The organism is Streptomyces sp. NPDC088810, assembly GCF_044750305.1.
GTDB lineage: Bacteria > Actinomycetota > Actinomycetes > Streptomycetales > Streptomycetaceae > Streptomyces.
This window is the reverse complement of the sequence record NZ_JBIVJQ010000003.1, coordinates 766,896-790,394: the sequence shown is the minus strand read 5'-3', so window position 1 is coordinate 790,394 and position 23,499 is coordinate 766,896. Positions and strand designations below refer to the sequence as shown.

Here is a 23,499-nt window from a genome sequence, read left to right as displayed (position 1 = left end):
CCGCGAACCAGCCACGTTATGGCTTATCGGTCTTTCACCCCATCGAGCGGCACTGTTATCGAACGGGATGTAAAGCCGCAGAATGATCACCAAGGGGTCATGACGGACGCGGAGTTTACGCCGGCGGACGGCGCCCCGCTCGCCGGGAGGCGGGCCGTCCGGGGCCCGTTTATGGTGATCCGAGGGCATCGCCCCCGGTCCGTGGCGGGCGTGCGCCCCGGGAGGCGACCATGCTGGCCAAGCTGTCCACACGGCCCGCCGTGCGGCGCTGCGCGGGTGCCTCGGCTCTCGTTCTGGCGCTGCTCGGAGCCGGGCTGCCCGCGGCTGCCGCCGACCGGCCGCAGCCCGACCTGTCCCGGTTCTACCGGCAGAAGCCGGCCTGGGCCGCCTGCCGGGGCCCGGACATGCCGAAGGACCTCCAGTGCGCGAAGGTCACCGTCCCGCTCGACTACGCGCGCCCGCACGCCGGCACCCTCGACGTGGCGCTGGCCCGCTACCGCGCCACCGGGACGTCCCGGGGCTCGGTGCTGCTGAACTTCGGCGGCCCGGGCGTCGCCGGCATCCACGAGCTGGCCACCGAGGGCAAACAGTTCATGGATCTGACCAACGGCTACGACGTGGTCTCCTTCGACCCGCGCGGTGTCGGCCGGTCCTCCCCCGTCAGCTGCGGGGAGGGCAGCGACGTGGCCGCGGGCGTGACGGAGAAGGACGCCGACCTCGGCCGGCCGCAGGCGCTGCTCAAGCAATTGCGGCGGGCCGCCGACCAGTGCGCCCGGCACTCCGGACCGGTGCTCCCCCACATCGGCACCCTGAACGCCTCCCGCGACCTGGACGTCATCCGCCAGGCACTCGGCGACGACGAGCTGAACTACCTCGGGTTCTCCTACGGCACCCGGCTCGGCGCGGTGTACGCGGCGCAGTTCCCGGGCAAGGTCGGCCGGATCGCCCTCGACGGCGTCGACACACTGACCGAGTCGCCGGCCGAGCAGGGGGTGGCGGGTGCCGAGGGGCAGCAGACGGCGCTGGACGACTTCCTGGACTGGTGTACGACGGATCTCGCCTGCCCGTTCGGGCAGGACCGGCGCGCGGCCGGCGACGAGGTGCTCCGGCTGGTGCGCTCGCTCGACGAGAACCCGGTACCCACGGACTTCGGCGGCAGGTTCTCCGGCCAGGACCTGGTGGGTGCCATCGGGCAGGCCCTCTACAGCAAGGAGCTGTGGCCCTCGCTGGAGCGTGCGCTGGGTTCCCTGATCGAGGACGGCGACACCCGGCGCGTGCTGGCCTTCTCCACGGGCGGCATCGGCCTGTCCGCGGGCCGGCACCGGAGCGACGGCGGGCTGGTCGACGCGCAGGACGTCCCGGCGGACAACCTGCCGGCCGCGCTGATGGCGATCAACTGCGCGGACGACCCCGACCGGCCCACCGCGGCACGGCTCACGAAGGACCTCAAGGACCTGCAGGCCGCCTACGACCAGGCCTCGCCGGTGTTCGGCCGCTACCGGCTGACCCAGCTGCTGATGTGCTACGGCCGGCCCCGGGGCACCGACTTCATCCGCGACCACGTGCGCAACGTGCACTCGGCGAAGATGCTGCTGATCGGCACGCGCGGCGACCCGGCGACGCCGTACCGGTGGACCGAGGAGACGGCCCGCCGGCTCGGCCCGTCGGCGGTGGTGCTCGACAACAAGAGCGAGGGCCACACCGGCTACTCCTCCTCCAAGTGCGTGCACCGCAAGGTCAACGACTTCCTGCTGTACGGCTCGCTGCCCGCCAGCGGCAGCTCCTGCCCGGCGGACGCGGCCGGCGGGAGCGTCACCTCGGCCGGCACCGGCTGACGGCCGCACGCAACCGGCGGGTGACAGAAGTGGCGCAACCGGGTGACAGCCGCGAACCGGGGCAACCTTCCGGGCGCCCCGGTCGTCCCACTCAGCAGGCGCGCCCAGGCCGCCGTATCCCGTACATGACCGCAACAGGGGGACATCGTCATGCGCATCCGCGCCACCACCGCCGTACCCGCCGCCTCGGCCGCCGTGGCGGCCCTGCTGCTCACCGCGCCGCAGAGCCAGGCCGCCGCCGGCCCCGACCGGCCCGTCCGCTGCGCCGAGAAGTCGCTGGCCCTGCAGGCGAAGGCCGTGCCCGGCCACCCGACCGTGCTGCGGGTCAGCGTCACCAACCGGGGCACGCGCGCGTGCGTCGTCGACCGCGTGCCCACGGTGACCTTCGGTGACCTGGACGGGGCGGCGCTGCCCGTGCCGGAGGGCGGCACCGGCACCTACCGGCTCGCGGTGCGCGGCACGGCCTACGCCGACGTCCGGACCATCGCGGACCCGGCGGACCCCGAGGCCCGCCGGGTGGACGCGGTCACCGTGGCGGCGGCGGCCGCGCACTGGGGCCGCTCCTTCACCGCCGGGCAGCTCGGGACCGGCCGGCGGGTGCTGGTCTGGGAGCCGGTGACGACGTGGTGGCAGAAGTCGGCGGCGGCCGCGGACCGCGCCATCGGGCTCAGCTGAGGACCAGCTCCGGCGAGTAGAGGTCCAGCCATCCCGCCAGGTCCAGGGTGCGTTCCAGGCCGCGCCGGGCCGCCTGGGTGCTGACCGGTGCCTCGCGCTCGGCGGCGGCCCGGACCCGGTCCCGGTCGACCAGGTCGAAGACGGGGTGGGAGGGCCGGGCGAGCAGTTCCTTGGCCTGCTCCTGGAGGGCGCGGGCGTACCGGGGGTCCTGCGTGGACGGGTACGGGCTCTTCACACGGTCGTACACCGAGCGCGGCAGGACGTCCGCCGACGCCTCCCGCAGCAGGCTCTTCTCCCGGCCGTCGAAGGACTTCAGCGCCCACGGCGCGTTGTAGACGTACTCGACCAGCCGGTGGTCGCAGAACGGCACCCGGACCTCCAGGCCGACGGCCATGCTCATCCGGTCCTTGCGGTCGAGGAGCATGCGCACGAAGCGGGTCAGGTGCAGGTGGCTGATCTGCCGCATCCGGTACTCGAAGTCGCTCTCGCCGTCGAGCCGGTCGATGCCGGCGACGGCGGTGCGGTAGCCGTCGGCCACGTAGCTTTCCAGGTCGAGGGCCTTGGCGAGGTCGGCGCGCACCACGTCGGCGTCCTCGCCGAAGTGGCGGCCCATGGTCGCCAGCCACGGGAAGGTGTGGGCGCGCCGCGCCTCCTCGTCGAAGAACTGGAGGTAGCCGCCGAAGACCTCGTCGGCGGACTCGCCGGACAGGGCCACCGTGGACTTCTCCCGGATGGCGCGGAACAGCAGCAGCAGCGAGCTGTCCATGTCGCCGAGGCCCGAGGGCAGGTCGCGGGCCCGGATCACCTGGGCGCGTACGGCGGGGTCGGCGAGGGCCTCGGCGTCGAGCACGATGTCCTGGTGGTCGGTGTCCGCGAGCTCGGCCACATCGTGGACGAACGGGGTGTCGGGGGTGCCGCGCAGTTCGTCGGCGACGAAGTTGTCTGCCTGGCCGACGAAGTCGACGGCGAAGCTGCGCACCTTCTCGCCCTGCTCGGCGAGTTGCCGGGCGGCGAGCGCGGTCATGGCGGAGGAGTCGAGCCCGCCGGAGAGCAGGGTGCAGCGCGGCACGTCGGCGACCAGCTGGCGGCGCACGATGTCGTCGAGGAGGGAGCGCACGGTGGCGATGGTGGTGTCGCGGTCGTCGGTGTGCGGGCGGGTCTGCAGGCGCCAGTACACGCGGGTGGACGGACCGGAGCGGTCGACGGTGACGACCGTGCCGGGCTCCACCTCGCGCATGCCGTCCCAGACGGCGTGTCCGGGCGTCTTGACCATGACGAACAGTTCGCGCAGGCCGTCCAGCGTGACGCGGGGCCGGGCCAGCGGGTTGGCGAGGATCGCCTTGGGTTCGGAGCCGAACACCACGCCGTCCGGGGTCTGGTGGTAGTAGAAGGGCTTGATGCCCATGCGGTCGCGGATCATCACCAGCTTGCCGTGCCGGCCGTCCCACACGGCGAACGCGTACATGCCGTTGAGCCGTTCGGCGACCGCGTCGCCCCACTCCAGATAGCCGTGCAGCACGACCTCGGTGTCGGAGTCGGTGGTGAACCGGTGGCCGTGGTCCGCGAGTTCCCGGCGCAGCTCGGTGAAGTTGTAGGTCTCACCGGAGTAGACGAGGGCGACCGTGCCCTCGGGGGTGTGCACGGACATCGGCTGACGGCCGCCGGGCAGGTCGATGATGGCGAGCCGGCGGTGTCCCAGGGCGGCGGGGCCCTCGGCCCAGGTGCCGCGGTCGTCCGGGCCCCGGCAGGCCATCGTCTCGGTCATCGCATGCAAGGTGGTGGCCTCGGCCGTCAGGTCGCGGTCGAAGGAGACCCAACCGGTGATGCCGCACATGCGCTGCCTCCTGCCTCCGGCTGCCCGGCGCTCCCTTGCTCACCAGCGGCTTCGTGGTGCCGGGACCGGCCGGGCAAACCAGTTGTATTGAGCACCTATATGAGGAGCCTCCGTCAGGCGTTCGAGCGTGTCAACGCGGCTGCAACACGGCACGGCCGGCCGCCCCACGATTTCGGCCGCGTTTTGCCTCAGCAAAATCCACGGACAGGCGCGCTACCGCGCCGGGGGCGACAGGAAACGGCCACAAGCAAAAACTTCCTCAAGACACCGGTGCGTTACGGCTTCGCGGTCAGAAACGAGTCGAGCGCCCCGGTCAGTTCGGCCGGCTTCTCCACCGGCAGCTCGTGACCCGCGTCCAGGACGCGGACGACCGCGTCGGGGTAGGCCTTGGCCAGCCGGAGCATCTGCCGCACCGGCAACTGGACGTCGTGGTAACCGTGCACCATCAGGGTCGGTACGGAGATCTCGCCGGCCCGGTCCAGGACGTCGAAGGCCCGCATCGCGCCGTAGAGCGTCATGACGACCTCGCGCGGGGTGGCGGCGGAGGCACGGATGTGCGCCCGGATCTCCTCGCGCGGGTAGCCGGGCGCGAAGGCCCGCTGGATGTTGGCGGCCACGAACAGCTTGAACGGCACCAGGGTCGAGGCCGCCATCAGCAGGCCCCGGCCGCGACTGTAGGCCATCCGGCCGATGGAGTTGACCAGCACCAGCCGCTCCACCCGTGCCGGGTGCGCGAGGGCGATGGTCTGCGCGATCATCCCGCCCATCGAGTGGCCCACCAGCGCGCACCGCTCCACCCCCAGGTGGTCGAGGAGCGCGACGACGTCCCGCGCCAGGTGGGCGATGGTCGGCACCCCGGCCCCGCCGCTCTCCCCGTGCCCGCGCAGGTCCAGCCGGATCACCCGGCGCCGCGCGGAGAAGTGGGCCGTCTGGTGGTCCCAGCGGTGCCGGTTCGCGGTCCAGCCGTGCACGAGCACCAGCGGCACCTCCGCGGCGTCGCGGGGCCCCTCGTCGTCGTACGTCAGGGCCGCTCCGTCGACTTCGAGCTGCGGCATGGAGGCCTCCTGGGGTTGCGCTGCGATCCGGTTACCGGCCGGTACGGTATCCGGCCGCGGGCCACCGCGTCACCGTTTCCCGCCCGGGAGATCCGCGGCGGCTTGCGGTCCGGATTACCCCGAATGCCGTACTCGTGAATCGGACCTATCGTGCTGTCATGGAGCACGCACTGAGTCCCGCGACCCTTGCCGAACTGCGGCGCCCGCGCCCGTATCCCGCGGTGTCCGTGCTGACCCCGACGCACCGCCGGGAACCCGAGAACGGCCAGGATCCCGTCCGGCTGCGCAACGTGGTCACCGAGGCCCGCCGACGTCTGGAGGCCGATCCCGCCGTCACCCGTGAGCGGCGCAACGAGGTCGTCGCGCAGCTCGACCGGGCGCTGGCGGAAGTGGACCTGGCACATGCCGAGGACGGCCTGGTCATCTTCGCCGCCCCCGGCGAGCACCAGGTGTGGTCCCTGGCGCGCGCCGTCCCCGAGCGTGTGGTGCTGTCCGACACCTTCCTCACCCGCAACCTGGTGGCCGCACAGGCCGCCGAGCGGCCCTTCTGGGTGCTGTCGGTCTCCGCCGACCACGTCACGCTGTGGAGCGGCGGTGAGGACCGTGTCGTGCAGGACCGCTCGGGCGGCTTCCCGCTGGAGCGCCGGCAGGAGAACTTCGACCCCGAGCGGCAGATGCGCACGGGCGGCCTGCCGAGCACCTTCAGCGACGAGGGCACCCGCCAGTTCCTGCGCGAGGCGGACACCGTCATGAGCACGGTCCTGCGCGATCAGCCCCGGCCGCTGTACGTCACCGGCGAGCAGGCGGCGCTGTCCCTGCTGGACGAGGTCGGCAGCGTCGCCAAGTCCGCCGTCCACGTCCCGCACGGCGGTCTCGCGCACGCCGGTCCGGAGGCCGTCTGGCAGGCGCTGCGGCCGGTGCTGGAGGCGGAGTCCCGCAAGGACACCACGGCCGTGGTCCGGGAGCTGACCTCGGCGCGCGGTCACCGGACGTACGCGGCCGGGCTGGACGAGCTGTGGCAGAGCGCCCGCGAGGGCCGGGTCCGGCTGCTGGCCGTGGAGGAGGACTTCAGGGCTACCGTCCGCGATCTCGGCGAGCACCTGGTGCCGGCCGAGCCCGGGGACCTGGACGCCCGCGACGACATCGTGGACGAGATCGTCGAGCAGTGCCTGCAGACCGGCGCCGAGGTCCGCTTCGTACCCGACGGCACGCTCGGCGACGCCGACGGCATCGCCGGGGTGCTGCGGTACTGACCCCGCGGTACCGACCCCGGGAGAAACACCGGAAAGCGGCGCTCCTGCGTCGGCGTACGCTACGCGTGATCGTCGGCGTAGGGAGCACGCGCATGGGTGACCTGCTGGGTGTGGCGGTACTGGGTGCCGGACACATGGGGGCCGATCACATACGTCGGCTCGACCAGGTGATCAGCGGAGCCAGGGTCGCGGCGGTGGCCGACCCCGACCGCGCACGCGCCGAGGCGGCCGTGGCCGGTCTCGACGGGGTCACCGTCCACACCGACCCGGTGGCCGCGCTCGACGCGCCCGGCGTGGCGGCGGTCCTCATCGCCTCCCCCGGCCCCGCGCACGAGGAGGCACTGCTCGCCACCTTCGCCCGCCGGCTGCCGGTGCTGTGCGAGAAGCCCATGGTGCCGGACTCCACCGGTGCCCTGCGGGTCGTGGAGGCCGAGGCGGGGACCGGCCGCCGGCTGGCCCAGATCGGCTTCATGCGCCGCTACGACGCCGGGTACCGGCGCCTGAAGGCCCTGCTGGACGGGGGCAGCCTGGGCCGGCCCCTGATGCTGCACTGCACGCACCGCAACGTCTCCTCCCCCGCCGGCTTCACCAGCGCCATGCTGATCAACAGCTCGGTCTCGCACGAGATCGACGCCGCCCGCTGGCTGCTCGGGCAGGAGCTGACGGCGGTCACCGTGCTGCGGCCCGCGCCGTCCGCCGGTGCGCCCGAGGGCCTGCTCGACCCGCAGTTCGTGCTGTTCGAGACCGAGCGGGGCGCCCTGGTGGACGTGGAGGTCTTCGTGAACTGCGGCTTCGGCTACCAGGTGCGCTGCGAGGCCGTGTGCGAGGCGGGCAGCGCCCGGATCGGCGACGAGCGCGGCATGGTGGTCACCACCGGGGGCGGCGCCCGCGAGGAGGTGGCCCAGGACTATCTCGTCCGCTTCGCCGACGCCTACGACCGCGAGGTACAGGCCTGGGTCGACGCGACCCGGCGCGGCGAGGTCACCGGCCCGGACGCCTGGGACGGCTACGCGGCGTCCGTGGTCGCCGAGGCGGGGGTCCGGTCGCTGGAGACCGGCGGCCGGGTGGCCGTGGACCTGGCCCCGCGGCCCGCCCTGTACGCCGGACGGTGACGGCGAGGGGCACCCGAGGGAAACCGAGTTGGCCGTCCCGAGGGGGAGCGCGGGCCTGCGCGAGCCCGGTGCGCCGTCACACCCCGCCGAACAGCGTGCTCAGCCCCCGCTCCACCACGCCCGCCACGTCCTCCTGTCCGCTCGCCACCACCGTGTAGGTCCGCACCAGGAAACGCCGCAGCGCCGAGGCCTGGAAGAGCAGCAGGGCCATGCCGTGCGGCGAGTGGAACTCCAGGACCGTCCCGGTCCGGCCGTACGGCCATATCTGCACGTCCCCGTGGCCGGCGGGGGCCCGCAGTCCCTGGTCGAGCAGGGTGCGCGCGAAGGTCCAGGTCACCTCCTCGCCGTGCAGCGCGGCCTCCGCCGGGAAGTCGACGAACACGGCGAGGGGGTCGTCGGCGGTGTAGCGCAGGGTGGCCGGCACCGGGACCTCCCGGTCCTCGGCGGTGATGAGCCGGGCTTCGGCGAGCTGTTCGACGGTGGTGTCCATGCCCTTAAGGAGTCCGCGCGGCCCTGTCGCATGCCGTCAATTCCGGTCAGAGTTCGGCAGGTACCGGCCGCTCCGCGGCGCTATGGAACACAGGAGCGTCGAACACGCGCTTGAACGCCCGGACGAGAGACGCTCGTCTGCGTCAACTCGCGTAATCGCACTACGACTTGACCGCTGCGGCGCGTACGTCATTCGTACTCGCGGAACACTCCGGGAAGACTCTGGCATATGCCGGAAGCACCACCGTATCGTGTGTTGCCAAATCCCTTACAGCGCGTCGCGGGCTGTGCCACAGTCGTAGCGGTCCCCCCGTCGTCCCCGCCGTCCCGTATCCCATCGGAGTGCGTCATGCCGTCCCCAGTCTCCGCGGACCGCCCAGCCGCCCAGCCGCCCGGGCGCGGATCGGTCGAAGCGCTGATAACGCAGGCGCGGCGGCTCAAGGGTGACGTGGACGCCGTACGGCGGGACACCCGGATTGACGGTGCGGACCCCGAGGAACGCTGGCAGCGCGCCCTGTGCGACCTCGCCCTGCACCAACTGGACGATCTCGACGCCCACTTGGCGCAACTGCGGGACGGCCCCTCCCCCGCCCCGGCCGAGCCCGCCGAACCGCCCGCCGGCCGGCCCGCCCCGGCTGCCGCCCCGGGCGGTTCGCTGCTCAGCCGCGTGGGCAGCGCGGAGTGGAACCTGCTGACCGACGAGGCCACCTGGTCCGGGGAGCTGTACCAGATCCTCGGCCTCGACCCGGCCCGCCCCGCCCTCACCCTGGACGAGCTGCCCAGCCTGGTCCTCGAGGAGGACCGGCCGGAACTCACCGCGATGGTGACGGACTGCCTGGTCGACGCCAAGCCGATCGACGGCGAGTTCCGCGTCGTACGGCCCGACTCCTCCGTGCGGACCGTGCACATGATGGGCGAACCCGTGCTCGGCGCCGACGGCGGCACGACCTCCATGTGGGCCGTGCTGCGCGACGTCAGCGAACTGCGCCGCAGTCAGCGGACGGTGCGCGAGACCCGTGACTCGCTGCACCGCGAGCGCCGGCGGGAGCAGACCGAGCACCGGATCGCGGCAGAGCTGCAGGAAGCCGTGCTACCGCCATGGCGCGGCTCCCTGCGGCTCCCGCACCAGGGACCGGTGGCCCTGGACCTGGCGGCCCACCGCCTGCCGGCCGCGACCCCCAGCCTGATCGGTGGCGACTGGTACGACGCGCTGGAACTGTCCGACGGCCAGACCCTGCTGAGCGTCGGCGACCTGACCGGACAGGGTGTGTCCGTCGCCTCCGGCATGGCGATGCTGCTCGGCGCCGTACGCGGCATGGCGATGGCCGGCACGGACCCCGGTCACCTGCTCACCATGCTCAACCGGTTACTGGACACCACCGTGCAGCCCGCCCTCGGCAGCGCCGTCTGCTGCCGCTACCGGCCCGAAACCCGCACGCTGGTCTGGGCGCAGGCAGGACACCCCGCCCCGCTGCTGTACCGCGACGGGACGGGGTGCGTGCTGAACGCACCGGACGGCGTCCTCCTCGGCGCCTCCTCGGGCGCCGTCTACGGACAGTCCGTCGTCACCCTGGAACCGGGCGACCTGCTCCTCCTGCACACCGACGGACTGATGTCGGGCCACAGCAGGACGGCGGCAGCGGACCGGCTGCTCGGTCTCGCCCCACGGTTCGGCGCGGCGCGCACCGCGCAGGACTGTGTGCGCACCATCGTGGAGGAGTTCGGCGGAGCCGGGCGCGAGGACGACGCGTGCGTGCTCGTCGCCAAGGTCACCGCATGACATGACCGACCCGTCGGGTCGGGCAGCGCACAGGCCCCCTATGCCTGTGCGCTGCTGCCCTCCGCCTTGCCCCTCGGCTTGGGCAGGGCGAGCCTGATCTCCTCCCGCAACTGGTGGATCTTCGGGTAGCCGGCGTACTCCGCGGTCAGCCGGTACATCTGCCGCAGCCGGTCCCAGGTGCGCCGGGAGGAGTTCGAGCCCATCGACATCAGGGCCAGCCGTGCGTAGCGGTCGGCCTGTTCGGGGTCGTCGGCGATGAAGCAGGCCGAGGCCATGGAGAGATGGTCGAAGATCTTCGACCGCTCCCGTCCGTCGACGCGCAGGGCGAGGGCCTTCTCCGCGTAGTACTGGGCGTGCGCGGCCGCATCCGGGTCGAACTCCGCGAGCGTGCGGTAGGCGAGGGCCTGCATGCCGTACAGGTCCTCGTCCTTGAAGGTCTGCATCCAGTCCGGCGGTTCCACGTCCTGGCGGTCGGAGACGAAGAGGTCCTCCGCCTGCCCGAGCGTGCGGCGCATGGCCTGGCCCTTGCCCATCGACGCCTGCGCCCAGGCCTCGATGGTGTGGAACATGGCCTTCGTGCGCGGCTGCAGGCGGTCGCCGGCGCCGGACTGGGCGAGCTTCATCAGGTCCAGGGCGTCGTCGGGCCGGCCGAGGTGGACCATCTGCCGGGCCGCCCGGGACAGCGCCTCACCGGCGCGGGGCCGGTCCCCGCCCTCTCTCGCGGCGTGGGCGGCGATGACGAAGTACTTCTGTGCCGTGGGCTCCAGGCCGACGTCGTGCGACATCCAGCCCGCGAGGACGGCCAGGTTGGCGGCGACGCCCCACAAACGCCGCTGGAGATGGGCGGGATGGTGGTAGGCGAGCATGCCGCCCACCTCGTTGAGCTGTCCCACGACCGCCTTGCGCTGCAGCCCGCCGCCACGGGCCGCGTCCCAGGCGCGGAACACCTCGACCGAGCGCTCCAGTTCCTCGATCTCCTGCGACCCGATGGGAGCGGCCTCGTAGCGGTCGAAACCGGCGGGGTCGGCGTGCAGGGGGTCGTCGAGGACGGGGGCGTCGGCCTTCAGGGTCGGGTCGGTGTGCAGCCAGTCGTACATGGCACTGCTGAGTGTGGATCCCGCGGCGAGCGCGGCACCCGCGCCCACCAAGCCGCGTCGGTTGAGCATGAGGTCCATTCCCGTGAATTCGGTGAGGACCGCGGCGGTCCGTTCGGGCGCCCACGGCACACCTTCGGGATGTTCCTCGATCCCGTCGACCTGCCGTTTGCCTGCACGCCCGTGCCGTACCAGACCGAGGTCCTCGATGGTCACGACACGGCCGAGTCGCTCGGTGAACAGAGCCGCCAGCACCCGCGGTACCGGATCGCGCGGGATCTCTCCCATGTCGATCCACCGCCGCACCCGGGAGGTGTCGGTCGCCAGCTGGGGGTGGCCCATGGCCGCCGCCTGCCGGTTGACCAGTCTCGCGAGTTCGCCCTTCGACCAGCCGGCCAGGCCGAACAGGTCCGCAAGTCGGGTGTTGGGTTGTCCGCTCACGTAAGCCCCCAGGTTCTCGGCTGAGTTGACAGTAGCCCGGTGGAGGTTGCCGGGCGACTATTCGCCACGGTTCGCCAGGGTCCGCCAGATGGTGTGCCACTGGTCATCGGGTGTCAGGTAGGAACGCGCCACCCCGACCCGGTCGCCGCCCTCCTCCCGAGGGCGCGTGACGGCAGCACGACGGCATATGCCGGGCACATTCCCCAGGGTGTGTCCGGGCGGCCGGGCCGGGTTGAGCGTGAGACGCACAGGCAGGCACCGCAGGCACACGAAGGGATCTGTATCTCCCATGTACGCAGCATCGTCCTCCGTGTCCGCCCCGCCCCGGCCGCTGCGACCCCGCCCGGCGGGCGGCGGGCCGTACCTCGATCCGGCGGCGCGTCCGGGGAGTCCCGTGCTGGGCGCGGGCCGGCCCCGGCGGATCCCGGGTCAACCCGGGACCCAACCGCTCAGCGGGAGACTCGACCTGTCCGGCCCCCAGGGTGCGCAACTGCGCACCGCGCTCGCCGCGGTGCACCGGATCTGCCCGGAGTTCGCCCCGGTGCAGGTCCTGCGGCGCAGCGGACGGTCCGTCCTCCTCGTGGGGACGACGGGGCGCAACACGGCCGTCGCGAAGTGTCTCCTGGACCACTCGCCCGCCTGGGCGGAGCGGAGCCGCCAGGAAATAGCCGCATACCGTTCGTTCGTCCGGCACCGGCCGCCGGTCCGGGTGCCGAGGCTGATCGCGGCGGACCCGGACAACTGCACGCTGGTGATCGAGCGGATGCCGGGCCGGACGGCGGCGTTCCAGCGGCACCCCACGGAGGCGCCGCCCCGCGCGGACATCCGGGCCGCGCTCGGCGCGATCTGCCGGGTGAACGCCTGGCGCCCCCCGGCGGGCACGTTCGACATGCCGCTGGACTACGCGGCCCGGATCTCCCGGTACCACGAGCTGGGACTGCTCACCGACCGAGACCTCGGCGACCTGCAGAAGCTGCTGCACGGCATCGCGCACGAGGTGGGCCGGCACGGCATGCTCCAGTTCTGCCACGGCGATGCCCTGCTCTCGAACATCCTGCTGTCCCCGGCCGGTCCAGTGCTGGTGGACTGGGAGCACGCGGGCTGGTATCTGCCGGGGTACGACCTGGCGACGCTGTGGCTGGTCCTCGGGGACGCCGCTCCGGCGGCCCGGCGGCAGATCAGCCAGATCGCCCAGTCGGCGGGTCCGGCCTCCCGGGACGCCTTCCTGGTGAACCTGATGCTGCTGCTGACCCGGGAGATCCGTACGTACGAGACGGCCGTGCAGCGTTCGATGCACGAGGTGGCCCCGGCGGCCCCGGGCACGGCCCACCCGGGTGCTGCGCCGTCCGGCGAGGAACAGCGGCTGCTGCTCAGGCGGCTGCACGACGACTGCCAGATGGCCCGCCGGGCCGTCCGTGCGGCGGTCGGCACTCGCTGACGGGGACGACGGCTCCGCGGTGCGCCCTGAGCGGCGGCGCACCGCGGACCTTCCTGTGGGCCGGGGCGTCGACGCCCACTGGTGTATGCCAGTGACGCTCCGCAGGCCCGCGCACCGCCGCCGCGAAACTCGCCGAAAACCCTCCGTGACGTGGGAAGTCGCCTGCCTGGCGGCATCATTGACGGATCGTCGGCCAGCCGGTACCACTGACCCAGCTCTGGCGCCGCACGCCCCGCCACGCTCCGCCCGTCACAGGAGGCCGCATTGCGAGGATCCGCCACCGACCCCACGTCCACACCCGGCCACAGACGTCTGCGGCGGACCGCCGTCCCGCTCGCCTCCGTGGCCCTGCTGCTGCCCCTGCTCGGCGCGGCCCCGGCCTCCACCGCCACGGACTCCGCCACGCACCGGCTGCAACAGGCGTTCGCCGGCGCGGCGGCCGACTACCACGTGCCGCAGAGCGTTCTGCTGGCCGTCTCCTACCTCCAGTCCCGCTGGGACCGGCACGCCGGCGCGCCGAGTGTGACCGGCGGCTACGGCCCGATGCACCTCACCGACGCCCGGACCGCGATCGCCGTCGCGGAGCACTTCGCGGAGGGTACGGAGGACGCCCGCGGTGACACCGCCCGTGCGGCCCTGCACCCCGCCGTCGAGGTGCCGGCCGAGCCGGCGGTCCCGGCCCGGCTGAGGACACTGCCGAAGGCCGCGCAGCTGACCGGCCTCCCGGCCGAGGAACTCCGCACCGACCCGGCGGCGAACGTGGCCGGCGGTGCCGCTCTGCTCGCCGCCGCACAGAAGGAGCTGGGCGAACCGCTCAGCGCCGACCCGGCGCAGTGGTACGGGGCGGTGGCGCGGTTCTCCGGCGCCGACGACACGGCGACGGCCGCCGCGTACGCCGACGAGGTGTACGACGTGCTGCGCACGGGTGAGGAGCGCACCACGGACGACGGCCAGCTGGTGACCCTGGCCGCGCAGCCGCGGCTGACCGCCGACACCGCCCAGCTGCAGCGGGCCGGTCTGCGCACGCTGCCGACGGACGGCACCGAGTGCCCGAGGTCGGTCTCCTGCGAGTCGGTCCCGGCACCCTACGCGGAGTTCGGCGACAACGACTACGGCAACCACGATCTCGGCGACCGTCCGGCGTCGCAGAGCATCAGGTACATCGTCATCCATGACACGGAGGGCGCCTGGGACGGGGTCATGAACCTGATCCAGGACCCCACTTATGTGTCGTGGAACTACACGATTCGCTCCACCGACGGTCTGATCGCCCAGCACGTCAAGGCGAAGGACGTGGCCTGGCACGCGGGCAACTGGTACGTCAACGCCAAGTCGATCGGCATCGAGCACGAGGGCTTCCTCGCCTCGCCGGACGCCTGGTACACGGAGGCGATGTACCGGTCCTCGGCGCGGCTGGTGCGGTACCTGGCCAGGACGTACGACATCCCGCTGGACCGGCAGCACATCCTGGGCCACGACAACGTGCCCGGGCCGACCGCGTCCACCGTCCCGGGGATGCACACGGACCCGGGGCCGTACTGGGACTGGCGGCACTACTTCCAGCTGCTGGGACAGCCGTTGCGGCGCACGGCCGGGCGGCACTCGGGCGTGCTGACGATCCTGCCGGACTACGCCTCGAACCAGCCCGTGTACACCGGCTGTACCACCAAGGGCGAGCCGTGCACGGCGCACGGCTCCAGCGAGGTGCGGCTGTACACGGACCACGATGTGACCGCCCCGCTGATCAAGGACATCGGTCTGAAGACGGACCCGACGGACGGGGTGAACGATCTGTCCTCACGGGTCTCCACCGGCCAGAGTTTCGCGGTGGCCGACCGCTGGGGCGACTGGACGGCCATCTGGTACCTGGGCCAGAAGGCCTGGTTCCGGAACCCGGTGAAGGAGCCGACGGCCGTACCGGCGAAGGGCCTCGTGGTGAGGCCGCGGGACGGCCTGGCGAGCGTCCCGGTGTACGGCCGGGCCTACCCGGAGAAGGAGGCCTACCCGGCGGACGTACCCGCCCAGTCGGTGGTGCCGCTCCCCTACACGATCCCCGCCGGGCAGAAGTACGTGGTGGGTGACGAGGTGCCGGGCGAGTACTACTACGCGGTCACCTTCACCCCCGACTCGCACCGGGTCGTGGTGGGCAAGGACCTGTACTACGAGATCCAGTACGGCCACCGGGTCGGGTTCGTCCGGGCCGCGGACGTGACGCTCGAGGCAGCCGCCCGCTAGCCCGCCCCGGGGTGCCTCAGCCCTGCTGGAAAAGCTCCGCCGGAAGCGGCTTCAGCAGGGCGTACAGGTCGTCGGTGATCGGGCGGTCCCAGGCGGCGATGGTCACCAGGACGCCGTCGCTGCGATCGAACTGGACGCAGGAGATCCGGCTCTCGGAGAGCTTCAGCCGGCGCACGATGAGCAGGTTGTCGCCCTGGAGCACCGGGGTGTCCTCGACGCCGACGACGGTGACCTCCTCGTCGTTCTCCAGCGCCAGCAGCAGCTGGCCCACCTCGAACGGGATCTCTCCCTCGGCCACCTCGCGGGCGGGGGAGCCTTCCGGGAGGTTGCCGATGATCATGGCGGGGCCGCGTCCGCCGAACAGGTCGTACCGCAGGAATACGCCCTGGCAGGTGCCGTCGGGGGCGGGCAGCAGGCCCGCGCCGAGGTTGCCCGGCCAGTCGCCCGGGTCCATGGCCAGCACGTCGAAGTCGGGTCCGGCAGGGGTCGCGCTGCGGCGGCGGAGGAACGACATGCGGCCATGGTACGTGGGCTCCGGCGGAAGTGCCGTGACGGGGTCGTCGATCACCCGCGGGTTCGTTGGGGCCGGTCGCTCCCCCGCGTTTCCGGCCCGGAGGTCAAGGGGCAGCTGGTCAGCAAGGTGGCCGGGGCCGCGTCGGGCGGGCGCGGGACCGTGTGGCCGGCCGGTGGGACGCCGTCCCCCGTGATCCAGCGTTCCAGGGCCTCGAAGGCCGAGCGGTGGCAGGGCACCATCGGGCGGAGCCGGTCGGGGAAGGCGTCGGCCAGGGCGTCGGTGTGGGTGCCGTCCTCGATGCGGTAGGAGCGCAGCAGGGAGCCGCGGCCGGCCTCGTGGACCATGCGGGCGTAGACGTCGGCGTCCTGGCTGATCGGCAGCAGTACGTCGAGGGTGCCCTGGAGGGTGATCAGGGGCTTGCCGATGCGTCCGGTCAGGGCGATGCGGCCGACCGCCCGGTGGACGGCGGCGGGCCGGGCCGCGTAGTCGTAGTCGGCGTCGCAGGCGGGGCTGCCGGAGGCGCAGTACGGGGTGCCGGCCTCGGTGGCGCCGTCGTAGCCGGGGTCGAGTTCCTCCCGGTAGATGCGCTGGGTGAGGTCCCAGTAGACCTGGTGGTGGTACGGCCACAGGAACTCGGAGCCGGCCGGGAAGCCGGCCCGGTGCAGGGCCGCCGCGGCCTCGGCGGCTGCGGGTCCGCCGTCGGCGTAGGCGGGGTAGTGGCGCAGGGCGGCCGGCAGGGAGGTGAGCGGGTTCGGGCCGTCCGGGCGCCAGAGGGTGCCCTCCCAGTCGACTCCGCCGTCGTACAGCTCCGGATGGTGCTCCAGCTGCCAGCGCACCAGGTAGCCACCGTTGGACATCCCGGTGGCGAGGGTCCGGGCCGGAGGCCGGTGGTAGCGCTGGGTGACGACCGTGCGGGCGGCGCGGGTGAGCTGGGTGAGGCGGGTGTTCCATTCGGCGATGGCGTCGCCGGGCCGGCGGCCGTCGCGGTGGAAGGCCGTGCCGGTGTTGCCCTTGTCGGTGGCGGCGTAGGCGTAGCCACGGGCGAGCACCCAGTCGGCGATCGCCCGGTCGTTGGCGTACTGCTCGCGGTTGCCCGGGGTGCCGGCGACCACCAGGCCGCCGTTCCAGCGGTCGGGCAGCCGGATGACGAACTGGGAGTCGTGGTGCCAGCCGTGGTTGGTGTTGGTGGCGGAGGTGTCCGGGAAGTAGCCGTCGATCTGGATGCCGGGGACGCCGGTGGGTGTGGACAGGTCCTTGGGGGTGAGCCCCGCGTAGTCGGCGGGGTCGGTGTGGCCGGAGGCCACGGTCCCGGCGGTGGTCAGCTCGTCCAGGCAGTCGGTCTGCTGGCGGGCGGCGCCGGGCACGTGCAGCCGGGCGCGGCCGGCGCAGTGGGCGTCCGGTGTTCCCGGGCCGGTGAGAGCCGCCGTGGCCGGGGTCACCAGGAGCGTGCAGACGGCGGCGAGCGAGAGCGCGCCCAGCGCGGTGCGCCGGGCGCGGTGCGGTGTGCGGTGCTGGGGCATGCGGTTCCTCCGGCGGATGGGGGACGCGCTGGAGGCTAGGGGCGGTGTGGTGGTTCCGGACATGTGTGGAGCCGCCATGATGACGGTCCGTTAGGGGTCGTCGGCCACCATGGCGGCCCTGGTCGGTGTCCCCGCTTCACGGTCAGGGGCAGCCGGTGTCGGCGACGGTGTAGTAGCCCGTGGGTGATTCCTTCAGGGTGTGGGTGACGAACGTGTTGTACAGGCCCATGTTCTGGTGCGAACCGTTGGCGTACGTGGAGCCGCCGCTGGTCGTGGCACGGCCCGCCTGCACATGGGCGTAGTTGCTCGCCGTCCAGCAGGCCGCGCTGCCGCCGCCGCCCGGGTCGGGGTCGCCCGGGCGGGTGGTGTCCAGGCCGAAGAAGCGGGCAATCCAGCGGCTGGAGCAGACGGAGTCCAGGAAGTACGGGGCGCCGGTGCTCCCGCACTGTTCGCTGCCGGTGCCGGGGTCGACCGGGGTGCCGTGCCCGATGCCGGGGACCCGGTCGACCTCGACGGCGACCGTGCCGTCGGCGGCCAGGTACTGGTCCTGCCGGGTGGCGTCCGGCCCGATGGTGGTGGTCCGGGTGGGCGTCTGGGACAGGCCGTGCAGTGCCGTCCACTGGTCGCGCAGTTCGGAGGCGTTGCGCGGTGCGACGGTGGTGTCCTGGTCGCCGTACCAGACGGCCGTGCGCGGCCACGGCCCGGTGTACGACGGGTAGGCGTCGCGCACCCGCCCGGCCCAGTCGGCCGGGCTGAGGTCGACGCCGGGGTTCATGCAGGTGTAGGGGCTGTTGTCCCGGGTGCAGTCGTAGGGCAGGCCGGCCACGACCGCGCCCGCCGAGAACACGTCGGGGTAGGCGGCGAGCATCACCGCTGTCATGGCGCCGCCGGCGGACAGGCCGGTGACGTAGACGCGCTGCGGGTCGGCGCCGTAGGCGGTGACGGCGTGGCTCACCATCTGCCGGACGGACAGGGCCTCGCCCTGGCCGCGCCGGTTGTCGGCGGTCTGGAACCAGTTGAAGCACTTGTTCGGGTTGTTGGCGGTGCCGGTCTCGGCGAGCACGAGCAGGAAGCCGTGCTGGTCGGCGAGTTGCGGCAGCCCCGAGTTGTCGGCGTAGACCTGGGCGCTCTGCGTGCAGCCGTGCAGGGCCACGACCACCGGCGGGTGGGCCGGCAGGGCGGCGGGCCGGTACACGTACATGGTGAGGGCGCCCGGGTCGGACCCGAAGCCGGTCACCCTGGTGAGCGTGACGGCGGCGCGGGCTTCGGGTACGGGGCCGGCGAGTGCGGTGCCGAGGACGACGGCGAGTACGGCCAGGACACGGGGTATCAGGCGGGGCAGCAGGCGGGCACGTGGCCGTGCTCCGGGTGCCCGGCGGAACGGGGGCAGTGGCATGGCGGCTCCTCGGGTGGACACACGGGTCCCGGCCGCTCCCGCGCGGGCGGCGCCTGGAGCACCGGGGCTGGCGGAACCATAGGTTCGGGTGTGTCCGGGCACCATGGCGCGGTGCCCCACAGCCGTCGGAGCGTCAGTCGGCACCGGGCGGGTTGCGGAGCGCCGTGCGGTCTGCTACGTCGCCCCCCTCCGGCTGCCGGATGTCACTCCTCCGGCGGGGCCGGCGGTACCACCGCGACCGGGCTCGCCGCGTGCAGCAGCACGGCCTGGGTGACCGAGCCCATCATGCGGGCCGGGGCGAGCAGCCGCCGCCGGTGCCGGCCGACCACGACCAGGTCGGCGTCCTTGGAGGCGGCGACGAGGAGGCCGGCCGCGTCGCCGGGCAGCGCCTCGGCGTCGGCGCGGACCCGGGGGTGGCGCTCCCGGTGCGGGGCGAGGAAGCCCTCGGCGAGGACGCGGGTCTCGTTCGCCACGGCGTCCTGGTCGACCACGGGCGGCACCGGCTGGCCGGGCGCGGACCAGGTCTGCACCGGCCACGGATAGGCGGCGATCACCTGCAGCCTGGCGTCGCGCAGGGCTGCCTCGGTGAAGGCGAAGGAGAGGACGGCCTCGTCGGGGCTGTCGGCGTGCAGGCCGACGACCACCCGGGGCCCGGGCTCGGCGGGCCCCTCCCCGTGCACCTCGCGGCCGGGCCGGGGTACGACCACCACCGGGCACTCGGCGTCCCGGGCGGCGGCGAGGCCGTTGGAGCCGAGCAGCAGGCTGGCGAAGCCGCCGCGGCCCCGGGAACCGAGCACCAACAGCTCGGCGTCGCTGCCCAGTTCGGGCAGGACGGCACCCGGTACGCCCTCCAGGGCGACGTACTCCACGGCCGGTGCCCCGGCGCGGCCCGCGAGCCGGGTGCGCACCTCGTCCAGTACCGGATCGCCCTCGGCCTCGGGCGGCCCGGCGACCAGGACGTCGGCCTGTCCCCAGGCGGCGTACTGCCGTACGTGCACCACCCGCAGCGCTGCCGCGCGGCGGCGGGCGGCGTCCACGGCCCAGTCCAGGGCACGCAGGCTGTCCGCGGACCCGTCGACCGCGGCGATGACCGGCGCAGCGCTCATCCTTCTCACCTCCGGAACACGACCTTCCCCTTGCTGGGGCCAGCCTCGCTGAGGCGGGGCCCCGGCAGGGCGCTGCTGGTCGCGTGTCCGCAAATCCGCTCGCAACACCCCCGGTTCAGGTGAGATCCGGTACGGCCGGCGCGGCGTCAGGTGAGGTCGAACTCGCCCTCCCGCGCACCGGAGACGAAGGCACCCCACTCGGCGGGGGTGAAGATCAGGGACGGGCTCTCCGGCCGGCCGCTGTTGCGCATCGCGATGAAGCCCTCGACAAAGGCGATCTGGACATCGCCCAGGCCTCGGCTGCTGGACTGCCACTCCGCCTTGGTGAGATCCAGCTCCGGCTTGTCCCAGCCCGCGAGCGGGTGCTGCTGGGTGGTGGTCTCGGCCACGTCCGTGCTCCTCCCGGTTCGTCGTCCGCGGGTCAGCCTAGCGACCGGTTGCTACGGCGGACAGAGCACGCGGGGACGACCTTTCGACCCGGTCGGCCGGGCCGCTGCGGCCGGCCGGTCAGGAGTCGGGCGGCTCGGAGCCGACGAGCCACATGGAGAAGAACTGCGAACCGCCGCCGTATGCGTGCCCGAGCACCCTGCGGGCGCCGTCCACCTGGTGTTCCCCGGCCTGGCCGCGCACCTGCAGGGCGGCCTCGGCGAAGCGGATCATGCCGGAGGCGCCGATGGGGTTGGTGGACAGCACTCCGCCCGACATGTTGACGGGCAGGTCGCCGTCGAGCGCGGTCGCCCCGGACTCGGTGAGCTTCCAGCCCTCGCCCTCCGCGGCGAAGCCCAGGTTCTCCAGCCACATGGGCTCGTACCAGGAGAACGGCACGTAGATCTCGGCCGCGTCGATGTCCCGGCGCGGGTCGGCGACGCCGGCCTGCCGGTAGACGTCGGCGGCGCAGTCCTTGCCGGCCTGCGGGGAGACGAAGTCCTTGCCGGCGAACAGAGTCGGTTCGCTGCGCATGGCGCCGCCGAGCAGCCAGGCGGGCGGCCGGGGCGCCCGGGCGGCTCCGGCACGGTCGGTGAGGACCATGGCGCAGGCCCCGTCGGAGGACGGGCAGGTCTCGGAGTAGCGGATGGGGTCCCACAACATGGGTGACGCCACCACCTTCTCCAGGGTGATGTCGTGTTCGTGGAGGTGGGCGTAGGGGTTCTTCAGGGCGTTGCGCCGGTCCTTGTAGGCGACGAGGGCGCCGATGGAGTCGGGGGCTCCGCTGCGCCGCATGTAGGCGCGCACATGGGGGGCGAAGAAGCCGCCGGCTCCGGCGAGCAGGGGCTGCTGGAACGGGATGGGCAGGGACAGGCCCCACATGGCGTTGGACTCGGACTGTTTTTCGAAGGCGAGGGTGAGGACGGTGCCGTGGACGCGCGCGGCGACCAGGTTCGCCGCGACCAGCGCGGTGGACCCGCCGACGGAGCCCGCGGTGTGCACCCGCAGCACGGGTTTGCCGACGGCGCCGAGCGCGTCGGCGAGGTACAGCTCGGGCATCATCACGCCCTCGAAGAAGTCGGGTGCCTTCCCGATGACGACGGCGTCGATGTCGGCCCACGTCAGCTCGGCGTCGTCGAGCGCGCGCCGGGCGGCCTCCCGGACGAGTCCGGCGATCGACACGTCCCGGCGGGCGGCCACGTGCTTGGTCTGGCCGATCCCGACGACTGCCACGGGTTCCTTGCTCATCGTGGATCCCCTTCGAGTACGGCGACCAGGTTCTGCTGGAGGCAGGGGCCGGAGGTGGCGTGGGCGAGGGCGCGGTCGGAGGCGCCACGGTGGATGCGGGCGGCGGCCTCGCCGATGCGGATGAGTCCGGCTGCCATGACGGGGTTGGCGGCGAGGGCGCCGCCCGACGGGTTCACGCGCACGCTGTCGTCCAGGCGGAGGGCCCGGCGCAGGACCACCTCCTGGGGGCTGAACGGCGCGTGCAGTTCGGCGGTGTCGACGGGCCGCTCGAAGGCGCCCGCGCGCTCGGCGGCGAGCCGGGTGGAGGGCGAGTCGGTGAGGTCGCGCACGCCCAGGGCGTGGGCCTCGATGCGGTGGTCGATGCCCCGGATCCAGGCGGGCCGCGCGCACAGCCGGCGGGCCCGCTCCCCCGTGGCGAGGATCACGGCGGCGGCGCCGTCGCCGACGGGCGGGCAGTCGCCGGTGCGCAGGGGCCGTACGACGTAGTCGCCGTGCGGTACCCGGCCCTTGAGCTGGGCCTGCGGGTTGGCGGTGGCGTCGGCTCTGCTGCGGGCGCCGACGGCGGCGAGCGCGCGTTCGTCGGTGTGTCCGGCATCCATGAGTGCCTGCGCCTGGAGGGCGGCGAGGGCTACGGCGTCCGGCCACAGGGGGGCGACGTAGTACGGGTCGAGTTGGCGGGTGAGGACGTCACGGACGGAGCCGGGTGAGCACTTGCCGTAGGAGTAGACGAGCGCGGTGTCGGCATCTCCGGTGAGCAGCTTCGTCCAGGCCTCGTACAGCGCCCAGGCGCCGTCCATCTCGACGTGGGACTCGGAGATCGGCGGCCAGGCGCCGACGCCGTCGAGGGCGAGGGTGAAGGAGAAGGCGCGGCCGGCGAGGTAGTCGCTGGAACCGGAGCAGGTAAACCCGATGTCGGCGGTCCGCAGACCGGTCTGCGCCAGGACGTCGTGGAGGACGGGCATGAGCATCTCGACCTCGGAGGACTCCGCCGTGGAGCGCCGGTGGCCGGTCTGCGCGAAGGCGACGACGGCGATGTCGCGGGGGCCGGGGGCTTCCTCCCTGGTCACAGCAGCTCCTTGTACGTCTCGTAGTCCGCGTCGGGTTCGCCGGTGGGCCGGTAGTGGTCGGGGTGGCGGGCGCCCTCGGTCCACACCGGCTCGACGCGCAGGCCCATGCGCACCTGGTCGTAGGGGATGCCGCCGATGCGTGCGTGCAGGGCCAGGTCGGCGCCGTCCAGGGCGATGTGCGCGTAGACGTACGGCACCTCGATGTCGAGGTTCTTCGCCTTGATGTTGACGATGCAGAAGGTGGTGACCGTGCCGCGGGGACCCACTTCTACCTGTTCGGCTGTGGCGACGCCACATGTGGGGCACGCACCCCTCGGCGGGACGTACACCTTGCGGCAGGACGGGCAGCGTTCGCCGACGGTCCGCCGGGCGGAGAGGGCGTCGATATAGGCGGACTGGGCGCGGCCGGGCGAGTAGGTGTAGTCGAGGCGGGCGGGGGCGACGATCCCGGTGACCGGGTTCTCGAACGCGCCGCTGTGGCCGCCCGGTTCTTCCGGACCGCCGTCGTACGGTTCGAAGCAGGCGATGTCGGTGATGGCGCCGGTGCGTTCCGCGGCCCAGCGGACGCGCACCCGCATGCCGGTGCGGACGGCGTCGGGGCCGGGGGCGTCGAGTGCGTGCAGCAGGGCGGTGTCGGCGCCGTCGAGCCGGACCAGTACCCAGGCGAAGGGGGTGCCGAGGGGCTGGCCGCGGCGCGGGGCGGGGTTCCAGGCCCAGGTGGTGACCGTGCCGGTGGGGGCCACCTCGACCAGATCGCGGAGCTCCTCGGCGGTGACGGGGTCGTACTCGACGGGCGGGACGAGGGTACGGCCGTCCTTCGTCTTCACACCGAGGACGACGCGCTCACGAAGGCCGGTGAGGAAGGCGCTCTGGACGGGGCCGAGGGAGCGGGTGAAGGGGAACTCGACGACGAGTGGGGCTTCGAGGACTTCTGGCATCGGCTGCCTCCTTGGGAGGTCGGCGGTGAAGGCGCGCCCCGTA

19 protein-coding genes are annotated in these 23,499 nt (G+C 73.1%); 7 read left to right on the top strand and 12 right to left on the bottom strand.

The window, feature by feature from the left end; genetic code table 11:
- Positions 1 to 230 precede the first annotated feature (230 nt).
- Together ACIP4Y_RS14455 and ACIP4Y_RS14450 are read left to right on the top strand one after the other, a co-directional pair.
- Complete coding sequence (locus tag ACIP4Y_RS14455) at positions 231 to 1,835, top strand: alpha/beta hydrolase (protein ID WP_401392424.1); 1,605 nt, start codon at positions 231 to 233, stop codon at positions 1,833 to 1,835.
- Positions 1,836 to 1,985: 150 nt separating this feature from the next.
- On the top strand, positions 1,986 to 2,510 hold the full coding sequence (locus ACIP4Y_RS14450) for a DUF4232 domain-containing protein (protein ID WP_401392421.1): 525 nt from the start codon (positions 1,986 to 1,988) through the stop codon (positions 2,508 to 2,510).
- Here ACIP4Y_RS14450 and asnB read toward each other — a convergent pair.
- Together asnB and ACIP4Y_RS14440 are read right to left on the bottom strand one after the other, a co-directional pair.
- Positions 2,503 to 4,344 carry an asparagine synthase (glutamine-hydrolyzing) gene (gene asnB / locus ACIP4Y_RS14445; RefSeq protein WP_401392418.1) on the bottom strand — a complete coding sequence of 614 codons (1,842 nt, stop codon included), beginning with the start codon at positions 4,342 to 4,344 and terminating at the stop codon, positions 2,503 to 2,505. The genes ACIP4Y_RS14450 and asnB overlap by 8 nt on opposite strands.
- A 275-nt stretch (positions 4,345 to 4,619) precedes the next feature.
- Positions 4,620 to 5,399: an alpha/beta fold hydrolase gene (locus ACIP4Y_RS14440; protein WP_401392415.1), complete on the bottom strand. Its 780-nt coding sequence runs from the start codon at positions 5,397 to 5,399 to the stop codon at positions 4,620 to 4,622.
- A 158-nt stretch (positions 5,400 to 5,557) separates the two neighbouring features.
- On the opposite strand from ACIP4Y_RS14440, the gene ACIP4Y_RS14435 reads away from it, so the two are divergent.
- A complete protein-coding gene (locus tag ACIP4Y_RS14435; protein WP_401392413.1) occupies positions 5,558 to 6,652 on the top strand; it encodes a chemotaxis protein in 1,095 nt (364 codons plus the stop codon).
- A 92-nt stretch (positions 6,653 to 6,744) separates the two neighbouring features.
- Positions 6,745 to 7,764: a Gfo/Idh/MocA family protein gene (locus ACIP4Y_RS14430; protein WP_401392410.1), complete on the top strand. Its 1,020-nt coding sequence runs from the start codon at positions 6,745 to 6,747 to the stop codon at positions 7,762 to 7,764.
- 76 nt (positions 7,765 to 7,840) lie between these two features.
- Here ACIP4Y_RS14430 and ACIP4Y_RS14425 read toward each other — a convergent pair whose 3' ends face one another.
- Positions 7,841 to 8,254: an SsgA family sporulation/cell division regulator gene (locus ACIP4Y_RS14425; protein WP_401392407.1), complete on the bottom strand. Its 414-nt coding sequence runs from the start codon at positions 8,252 to 8,254 to the stop codon at positions 7,841 to 7,843.
- Between the two features lie 348 nt (positions 8,255 to 8,602).
- Between ACIP4Y_RS14425 and ACIP4Y_RS14420 the strand changes: the two genes are divergently transcribed.
- Positions 8,603 to 10,033, top strand: a complete 1,431-nt coding sequence (locus ACIP4Y_RS14420; protein ID WP_401392404.1) for a PP2C family protein-serine/threonine phosphatase — start codon at positions 8,603 to 8,605, stop codon at positions 10,031 to 10,033.
- A gap of 38 nt (positions 10,034 to 10,071) precedes the next feature.
- On the opposite strand, the gene ACIP4Y_RS14415 is transcribed toward ACIP4Y_RS14420, so the two are convergent.
- Positions 10,072 to 11,568: a hypothetical protein gene (locus ACIP4Y_RS14415; RefSeq protein ID WP_401392401.1), complete on the bottom strand. Its 1,497-nt coding sequence runs from the start codon at positions 11,566 to 11,568 to the stop codon at positions 10,072 to 10,074.
- A 289-nt stretch (positions 11,569 to 11,857) separates the two neighbouring features.
- Between ACIP4Y_RS14415 and ACIP4Y_RS14410 the strand changes: the two genes are divergently transcribed.
- Both ACIP4Y_RS14410 and ACIP4Y_RS14405 read left to right on the top strand, forming a co-directional pair.
- Positions 11,858 to 13,006 (top strand): aminoglycoside phosphotransferase family protein, encoded by a 1,149-nt coding sequence (locus ACIP4Y_RS14410; protein WP_358636519.1) that lies wholly within the window; start codon positions 11,858 to 11,860, stop codon positions 13,004 to 13,006.
- A 264-nt stretch (positions 13,007 to 13,270) separates the two neighbouring features.
- Positions 13,271 to 15,241 (top strand): N-acetylmuramoyl-L-alanine amidase, encoded by a 1,971-nt coding sequence (locus ACIP4Y_RS14405; protein ID WP_401392398.1) that lies wholly within the window; start codon positions 13,271 to 13,273, stop codon positions 15,239 to 15,241.
- A 16-nt stretch (positions 15,242 to 15,257) separates the two neighbouring features.
- Here ACIP4Y_RS14405 and ACIP4Y_RS14400 read toward each other — a convergent pair whose 3' ends face one another.
- From ACIP4Y_RS14400 to ACIP4Y_RS14365, 8 genes are all read right to left on the bottom strand, one after another.
- Positions 15,258 to 15,755, bottom strand: a complete 498-nt coding sequence (locus ACIP4Y_RS14400) for a hypothetical protein (protein WP_030339601.1) — start codon at positions 15,753 to 15,755, stop codon at positions 15,258 to 15,260.
- Positions 15,756 to 15,805: 50 nt separating this feature from the next.
- Complete coding sequence (locus tag ACIP4Y_RS14395; RefSeq protein ID WP_401392395.1) at positions 15,806 to 17,275, bottom strand: tannase/feruloyl esterase family alpha/beta hydrolase; 1,470 nt, start codon at positions 17,273 to 17,275, stop codon at positions 15,806 to 15,808.
- A gap of 142 nt (positions 17,276 to 17,417) precedes the next feature.
- The gene (locus ACIP4Y_RS14390) at positions 17,418 to 18,671 is read right to left on the bottom strand and encodes an alpha/beta hydrolase family esterase (RefSeq protein WP_401392392.1); all 1,254 of its coding nucleotides are present in this window, start codon (positions 18,669 to 18,671) and stop codon (positions 17,418 to 17,420) included.
- Between the two features lie 203 nt (positions 18,672 to 18,874).
- Positions 18,875 to 19,777 (bottom strand): universal stress protein, encoded by a 903-nt coding sequence (locus ACIP4Y_RS14385; protein ID WP_401392389.1) that lies wholly within the window; start codon positions 19,775 to 19,777, stop codon positions 18,875 to 18,877.
- A 146-nt stretch (positions 19,778 to 19,923) separates the two neighbouring features.
- Positions 19,924 to 20,166, bottom strand: coding sequence for a DUF397 domain-containing protein (locus tag ACIP4Y_RS14380; RefSeq protein WP_030339608.1), 243 nt, complete (start codon positions 20,164 to 20,166; stop codon positions 19,924 to 19,926).
- A gap of 118 nt (positions 20,167 to 20,284) precedes the next feature.
- Positions 20,285 to 21,451: a thiolase domain-containing protein gene (locus ACIP4Y_RS14375; RefSeq protein WP_358636532.1), complete on the bottom strand. Its 1,167-nt coding sequence runs from the start codon at positions 21,449 to 21,451 to the stop codon at positions 20,285 to 20,287.
- The gene (locus tag ACIP4Y_RS14370) at positions 21,448 to 22,518 is read right to left on the bottom strand and encodes a thiolase domain-containing protein (RefSeq protein WP_401392385.1); all 1,071 of its coding nucleotides are present in this window, start codon (positions 22,516 to 22,518) and stop codon (positions 21,448 to 21,450) included. Before ACIP4Y_RS14370 ends, ACIP4Y_RS14375 begins: the two co-directional genes overlap by 4 nt.
- Positions 22,515 to 23,456, bottom strand: coding sequence for an OB-fold domain-containing protein (locus tag ACIP4Y_RS14365; protein ID WP_358636536.1), 942 nt, complete (start codon positions 23,454 to 23,456; stop codon positions 22,515 to 22,517). The genes ACIP4Y_RS14370 and ACIP4Y_RS14365 overlap by 4 nt, the downstream gene beginning before the upstream one ends.
- Positions 23,457 to 23,499: the final 43 nt, after the last annotated feature.

What these genes read in the sequence shown, in the direction of transcription:
- ACIP4Y_RS14455 (WP_401392424.1), top strand. Translation starts at nt 231, where the DNA reads ATGCTGGCCAAGCTGTCCACACGGCCCGCCGTGCGGCGCTGCGCGGGT.
- ACIP4Y_RS14450 (WP_401392421.1), top strand. Translation starts at nt 1,986, where the DNA reads ATGCGCATCCGCGCCACCACCGCCGTACCCGCCGCCTCGGCCGCCGTG.
- asnB (WP_401392418.1), bottom strand. Translation starts at nt 4,344, where the DNA reads ATGTGCGGCATCACCGGTTGGGTCTCCTTCGACCGCGACCTGACGGCC.
- ACIP4Y_RS14440 (WP_401392415.1), bottom strand. Translation starts at nt 5,399, where the DNA reads ATGCCGCAGCTCGAAGTCGACGGAGCGGCCCTGACGTACGACGACGAG.
- ACIP4Y_RS14435 (WP_401392413.1), top strand. Translation starts at nt 5,558, where the DNA reads ATGGAGCACGCACTGAGTCCCGCGACCCTTGCCGAACTGCGGCGCCCG.
- ACIP4Y_RS14430 (WP_401392410.1), top strand. Translation starts at nt 6,745, where the DNA reads ATGGGTGACCTGCTGGGTGTGGCGGTACTGGGTGCCGGACACATGGGG.
- ACIP4Y_RS14425 (WP_401392407.1), bottom strand. Translation starts at nt 8,254, where the DNA reads ATGGACACCACCGTCGAACAGCTCGCCGAAGCCCGGCTCATCACCGCC.
- ACIP4Y_RS14420 (WP_401392404.1), top strand. Translation starts at nt 8,603, where the DNA reads ATGCCGTCCCCAGTCTCCGCGGACCGCCCAGCCGCCCAGCCGCCCGGG.
- ACIP4Y_RS14410 (WP_358636519.1), top strand. Translation starts at nt 11,858, where the DNA reads ATGTACGCAGCATCGTCCTCCGTGTCCGCCCCGCCCCGGCCGCTGCGA.
- ACIP4Y_RS14400 (WP_030339601.1), bottom strand. Translation starts at nt 15,755, where the DNA reads ATGTCGTTCCTCCGCCGCCGCAGCGCGACCCCTGCCGGACCCGACTTC.
- ACIP4Y_RS14395 (WP_401392395.1), bottom strand. Translation starts at nt 17,275, where the DNA reads ATGCCCCAGCACCGCACACCGCACCGCGCCCGGCGCACCGCGCTGGGC.
- ACIP4Y_RS14390 (WP_401392392.1), bottom strand. Translation starts at nt 18,671, where the DNA reads ATGCCACTGCCCCCGTTCCGCCGGGCACCCGGAGCACGGCCACGTGCC.
- ACIP4Y_RS14385 (WP_401392389.1), bottom strand. Translation starts at nt 19,777, where the DNA reads ATGAGCGCTGCGCCGGTCATCGCCGCGGTCGACGGGTCCGCGGACAGC.
- ACIP4Y_RS14375 (WP_358636532.1), bottom strand. Translation starts at nt 21,451, where the DNA reads ATGAGCAAGGAACCCGTGGCAGTCGTCGGGATCGGCCAGACCAAGCAC.
- ACIP4Y_RS14365 (WP_358636536.1), bottom strand. Translation starts at nt 23,456, where the DNA reads ATGCCAGAAGTCCTCGAAGCCCCACTCGTCGTCGAGTTCCCCTTCACC.